Here is a 3,497-nt window from a genome sequence, read left to right as displayed (position 1 = left end):
ACTACGCCGAGAACATGAACCTCATCGAGCACCTCGGGCACCTCGACTCGGCGCTCTGACCCGCCCGCAGCGCGGCCCGACCCCGTACGGGCCGCTCCGCTCGGGCCGCTGTCACGCCTCGTGCGCAGCGTCCCGCCCCGAGGAGGGCGGCAGCTGGGGCACCGGCAGCAGGACGGGCCCGGCAGTGGGCTCCTTGCGGCACACGTCCCCGCACTGGTTGTCCAGCGAGCAGCACAGCGAGCAGATCGGATTGTCGTGGGCCGGGCAGTCCGCGATGTCGGGCAGCGCGTAGTGGGTGCGGCACACCACGCACTCGTGGGTGACGGTGACGTCGGGCACGTCCACCCCGGGCCCGTTGACGGTGTTCGTCCGAGCCAGGTAGAAGCGGCCCTTGGTCAGCCAGGCGATCAGCGGGCACAGCACCAGTGCCAGCCCGCACGCCAGGAACGTCGAGAACGCCTGCGCGTAGGGCCCGAACGCCCCGAGGAACGCGGTGATCGGGACCGCCGAGGCGACCAGCACGGCACCGAAACCGGCCGGGTTGAGCGCGTGGAGATAGGCGCGCTTGAACTCGATGACGGGCGGGCTCCAGCCCAGCCGCTTGTTGATCACCAGGTCGGCCGCGACCGCCGTTGGCGCTGAGGGACGGATCAGGGCCTGCCAGGCCGGTCATCGCTTTGCGTTCGCCACCGCCGCCCAGTGGGTCGCCCGCCTCACCGACGCTCATGCCAACGGCCGCCTGGCCGACGAACTCACCGGGCTCAGCCGGATCCCGCTGATCGTCGTGGACGAGATCGGATACATCCCCTTCGAGCCTGAGGCCGCGACCTGTTCTTCCAGTTCATCTCGGGCCGCTACGAACACGCGTCCGTGATCGTCACGAGCAACAAGCCCTTCGGACGCTGGGGTGAGGTCTTCGGCGACGACACCGTCGCCGCCGCGATGATCGACCGCCTCGTCCACCACGCCGAAGTGATCTCCCTCAAGGGCGACTCCTACCGCATGCGCGGCCGCGACCTCGGACGGGTTCCCGCAGCCAACACCAGGGAATGAACAACATCCGCTGACGGACCGGGGGTCATCTTTCACCCGTCGGAACTGGTCCACAACTCAGGCGTCGCCGACAGGGGAAGAGGCGCCTTGCGGGACGCACCCGTGGGGAAAGCATGCCGCAAGGCGCCGCGCCCGAAGCGCAGAGACCACCCCAGCCCCGTGGCCGGCGCTTGATGCTGACAAAGATCCCTGAGGCGGTCACGCCCCACCACGCAGGACGAGTGGCTCCCGACACGAGCCGCCCCGGACAGGACTGCACGAACTCGTGACGTCGCGTGCTGATCAGGCCGTAGTCGTATCTCCGAATACCCGACGAGGGGGCAAGGACGTGCTCAGGCAGTGAGCAGCTCGGCGATCTCATCGGCGAGCTTGGGGCCGAGCGAGCCCCAGCCGTCCTTGTAGCCGTAGACGCTCGCCAGGGGGCGGGCGTCGTAGTCGCCGTTGAGGATGTCGATGTCGGTGGGGGTGATGAGCGAGGGGTGGGCGACGCCGACGGCGCCCGAAACCCTCAGCAACTCCCTGCGCAGGGTGCGCAGGTACATCGCGGCCCGGATGGCCTTCGAGGGTGCGTCGATGCCGCGCGTCAGCCACGGGGCCTGGGTGGCGATGCCGGTGGGACATGCGTCGGTGTGGCACTTCTGCGCCTGGATACAGCCGATGGACAGCATCGCCTCACGGCCCACGTTGACCATGTCGACGCCGAGGGCGAACGCGACGACGGCGTTCTCGGGCAGGCCGAGCTTGCCGGAGCCGATGAAGGTGATGTCGTCGGTCAGCCCGCGCTCGGCGAACACTCTGTAGACGCGGGAGAAGCCCATGCGGAACGGCAGGGACACCGAGTCGGCGAAGATCAGGGGAGCAGCCCCGGTGCCGCCCTCGCCTCCGTCGATGGTCACGAAGTCGACCCCTCGATCACCTCGCTCCATCAGGGTGGCGAGTTCCTCCCAGAAGCCCATTTCCCCGATGGCGCTCTTGATCCCGACGGGCAATCCGGTCTCCGTGGCGAGCAGTTCCACGAAGTCGAGCATCGAGTCCACGTCGTGGAACGCGGTGTGCCGCGACGGCGACGCGCAGTCCTTGCCCGCGGGGATGTCGCGGATCCCGGCGATCTCGTCGGTCACCTTCGCACCCGGCAGCATGCCGCCGAGCCCCGGCTTCGCACCCTGCGAGAGCTTGATCTCGATCGCCTTGACGGGCCCGCTCGCGACCACGGACTTGAGCTTGTCGAGGTTGAACGTCCCGTCCTCGTTGCGGCAGCCGAAGTACGACGTACCGATCTGGAGGACGAGTTCCCCACCGTTGAGGTGGTAAGGCGACAGGCCGCCCTCGCCGGTGTTGTGCATCGTCCCGGCCAGCTCCGCGCCCTTGTTGAGCGCCGTGACGGCCGCGCCGGACAGCGAGCCGAAGCTCATCGCCGAGATATTGACGACACTCGCCGGACGGAATGCCTTCGCGCGGCCTCGTGGTCCGCCGAGCACCTTGGCCGAGGGCAACGGCGCCTGCGCGTCGCGCAGATCGGGCAGCCGGCCGGCGAACGTGCGCTGCTTCACGTACGCGTGACCCTGCACGTGCTCGACGTCGTTGTCGGTGCCGAACCCGAAGTAGTTGTTCTCCTCCTTCGCCGACGCGTAGATCCAGCTGCGCTGGTCACGGCTGAAGGGCCGTTCCTCGTCGTTGGACGTCACGACATACTGCCGCAGCTCGGGGCCGATCTTCTCCAGCAAGTACCTGGCGTGCCCCACCACGGGGAAGTTCCTCAGCAGTGCGTGCTTCTTCTGCACAAGGTCGCGGGCGGCCACCAGCGCCAACGCTGTGGCGGCTGACGCACCTATGTTCCGAGCACGCATGAAAGACGTTCCTCTCCTCGACTGGCCGAACCTCACCACGACCGCCTACCCCATGCCACCGAAATGCCACGGGAGGGCGGCGAAGGCTCTCGTCCCACTGCGGCAAGCTAGGGGCATCAGGGCAGCCCGTAGTGATTCGGCAGCCGCCCACTCGGCCGTCGGTCGTTGGCCTTGTTTCGTCCCGCCGGGCAGAGCGGTGTCCTAATAGAGGTCCTTGTAGCGGCCGGTCTTAAAGCACGCCCCGTTCTTGTGGTACAGGTTCTCGTTGTAGGCGTTCTTGTGCAGTTTCGCGGTGATGCGGTGCAGGCCAGGGGCGGTGGCGTTGCCCGGACTGTACTTACCGGGAAACTTCTTGTCCCGCAGGGCCGGGACGCCGGGGGCGGCCAGCAGCGGGTAGGTCGACGGGGCTCGGCGGTCACTTGAGGATGGGGCGTACTCCGCTCCGAGTGCCGGGAGCGGTGCCAAGCGCCGCCGAACCGCTCGAACGACTAGCTCGTCCCTCGTTGACTTCCTCCCCCACCTAAGGGAGGGGGATTCCCGCCTGACCCGCCGCTGCAAGAGAGGAGGCCTTCGGATGGGTTCCTGTTTCACCGCGCT

General features: G+C 68.0%; 3 protein-coding genes and 1 pseudogene. 1 reads left to right on the top strand and 3 read right to left on the bottom strand.

Features of this window, described 5'->3' with window-relative positions:
- Positions 1 to 111: 111 nt before the first annotated feature.
- Positions 112 to 612 carry a hypothetical protein gene (locus tag ACWFR3_RS46625; RefSeq protein WP_453740794.1) on the bottom strand — a complete coding sequence of 167 codons (501 nt, stop codon included), beginning with the start codon at positions 610 to 612 and terminating at the stop codon, positions 112 to 114.
- Between ACWFR3_RS46625 and ACWFR3_RS46620 the strand changes: the two are divergent.
- A pseudogene (locus ACWFR3_RS46620) lies at positions 575 to 1,053 on the top strand (ATP-binding protein). The gene ACWFR3_RS46625 and the pseudogene ACWFR3_RS46620 overlap by 38 nt on opposite strands.
- Before the next feature lie 332 nt (positions 1,054 to 1,385).
- Here the strand turns inward: ACWFR3_RS46620 and ACWFR3_RS46615 are convergent.
- Together ACWFR3_RS46615 and ACWFR3_RS46610 are read right to left on the bottom strand one after the other, a co-directional pair.
- Entirely contained in the window at positions 1,386 to 2,900 is a 1,515-nt protein-coding gene (locus tag ACWFR3_RS46615) for a glutamate synthase-related protein (RefSeq protein WP_453740793.1), read from the bottom strand.
- Positions 2,901 to 3,101: 201 nt separating this feature from the next.
- A complete protein-coding gene (locus ACWFR3_RS46610) occupies positions 3,102 to 3,365 on the bottom strand; it encodes a hypothetical protein (RefSeq protein WP_453740792.1) in 264 nt (87 codons plus the stop codon).
- Between the last annotated feature and the right edge of the window lie 132 nt (positions 3,366 to 3,497).

Source organism: Streptomyces sp. NPDC055189 (genome assembly GCF_053606765.1).
This window is presented reverse-complemented; position numbering and strand designations above follow the sequence as displayed.

What these genes read in the sequence shown, in the direction of transcription:
- ACWFR3_RS46615 (WP_453740793.1), bottom strand. Translation starts at nt 2,900, where the DNA reads ATGCGTGCTCGGAACATAGGTGCGTCAGCCGCCACAGCGTTGGCGCTG.